Source organism: Dysosmobacter sp., from assembly GCF_052306735.1.
Lineage (GTDB): Bacteria > Bacillota > Clostridia > Oscillospirales > Oscillospiraceae > Oscillibacter.
In genome coordinates, this window is sequence record NZ_DAWBAJ010000073.1 from 4,507 (window position 1) to 6,565 (window position 2,059).

The following is a 2,059-nucleotide window of genomic DNA, read 5'->3' on the forward strand; positions in this document are numbered from 1 at the left end:
GTGCAGTGCACGGCGCGGGCCAGAGCGTCTGTTTCAGTCGGGAATGGTGGGAACGGCGTCCGCCGGGATGGGACAGACATAGCCGCTCTCCGTGCGGCGCAGGAACTCCTCCCGCGCCTCCTGCAGCAGCTGGGGCTGGGTAAAGAGATCCACTGCCGCGGCGCAGAGCACCTTGCCTGCGTGGACGGCGGCCTTGTGGCCGATCTCCGTGCGGTCACAGGAGACGTTCTGCCAGCTGTGGCCGGGGCAGCCGTTGGGCCAGGCCGCCACCTGGATCTGGGCGGCAGGGGTCAGCCAGCTGACATCCCCCACGTCCGTGGAGCCGGGACGGAACACCTCCCCCTGATAGAGGGGCAGGAGGAAGTCATTCATGGCATGCCCCGCCTTCCGGCGCAGCTGCCGGGACTGCTCTGCCAGCTCCGGGTCGTGAGCGGCACCGATGCCGGGCACCGTGTCGGCGCCGGGATAGGTCTTGGCCAGGGCGTCGGCAAAGGCATTCTCCTCCGGCGTGTAGGTAGGAACACCCAGCTCCTGGAAGTTCTCATAGAGGACCTTTTCCAGGGTGTGGTTGGTGACGGTGTCCGCCAGGCCGTCGATGAATTTCTTTTCGTAAGTGGTGCCGGTCATAAGGGCTGCACCCCGGGCAATGTCGTCCACCCGCTTCTGCAGCTCCACCGCCTCGGCAACATGGTTGGAGCGCACCATATACAGCACGCTGGCCTTGGGCTGCACCACGTTGGGGCTGCGGCCGCCGGCGTCGGTGATGGCGTAGTGGACCCGTGCCTTATCGCTCATGTGCTCCCGCAGGAACTGCACGCCGATGTTCATCAGCTCCACAGCGTCCAGGGCACTGCGGCCCCGGTCGGGAGCGCCGGCGGCGTGGGAGGGCACGCCAGTGAAGTGGTACTGCGTCTGGATACAGGAGTTGGAGGAGCCGGTCTGGACTTCGTTGGTGTCCTCCGGGTGCCAGGTGATGGCGGCATCCAGCTGCTTCCAAAGGCCGTCCCGGGCCATGAAGGCCTTGGCGGCGCCGCCCTCCTCACCGGGGCAGCCGTAGAGGATCACGGTGCCGGGCGTGTGGGTGGATTCCAGGAACGCCTTGACCCCCAGGGCCGCAGCCATGGCGCCGGCACCCAGGAGATTGTGTCCGCAGCCGTGGCCGCAGCCGCCGGAGACCCGCTCCTTCCGTTCCACGCTGCCTCCCTCCTGGGACAGGCCGGAGAGCGCATCGTACTCCGCCAGGATGCCGATGACGGGGCGTCCGGAGCCGTAGCTGGCGGAAAAGGCCGTGGCGATGTTGCAGATCCCCTTCTCCACGGTGAAGCCCTCTTTTTCCAGGACCTCACAATAAAGGGCGGCGGACCGGGTCTCCTGCAAAGAGAGCTCCGCGTAGTCCCAGATGCTGTCCGCCACCTGGGCGACGAGGTCGCGCTTGGCCTCCACGGCGGCCACGGCCGCCTGCTTTTCCTTGGTCATAGTCATAACTCCTTTCCAGAAAAACGGGCCGCCCGCAGTCTGCGGGCGGCCTGCTGCTTGTCCGAATGTCAAAGAACCTTGCTGAGGAAATCCTGAAGGCGGGGATGCTGGGGATGCTCAAAAATCTCCGCAGGTGTGCCCTCCTCCAGCAACTTGCCGTCGGCCATAAAGAGGACACGGTTTCCCACCTCCCGGGCAAAGCCCATCTCGTGGGTGACCACTACCATGGTCATGCCCTCCTGGGCCAGCTCCTTCATGACCTCCAGCACCTCGCCCACCATCTCGGGGTCCAGGGCAGAGGTGGGCTCGTCGAAGAGCATCACTTCCGGCTCCATCATCAGTGCCCGGACGATGGCAATGCGCTGCTTCTGGCCGCCGGAGAGCTGGATGGGATATGCCTGGGCCCGGTCCTGAAGGCCCACGCGCTCCAGCAGGGCCAGGGCTTTTTCCTCGGCCTCCGCCTTGTTCATGTGCTTGACCTGGACGGGAGCCAGGGTCATGTTGTCCATGATGGTCATGTGGGGGAACAGGTTGAAGTGCTGGAACACCATGCCCATCTTCTGGCGGTGCTGGTCGATGTCCA

General features: G+C 65.4%; 2 protein-coding genes. Both read right to left on the bottom strand.

What is annotated here, in order from left to right:
- Window positions 1–33: 33 nt before the first annotated feature.
- Window positions 34–1,476, bottom strand: coding sequence for a M20 family metallopeptidase (locus tag ACT67G_RS11615; RefSeq protein WP_325247574.1), 1,443 nt, complete (start codon window positions 1,474–1,476; stop codon window positions 34–36).
- A 68-nt stretch (window positions 1,477–1,544) separates the two neighbouring features.
- A partial coding sequence (locus ACT67G_RS11620; protein ID WP_443664337.1) for an amino acid ABC transporter ATP-binding protein occupies window positions 1,545–2,059 on the bottom strand: 515 nt, incomplete at its 5' end.

Bases quoted from the DNA above. Each gene is read 5' to 3' on its own strand.
- ACT67G_RS11615 (WP_325247574.1), bottom strand. From the start codon at position 1,476: ATGACCAAGGAAAAGCAGGCGGCCGTGGCCGCCGTGGAGGCCAAGCGC.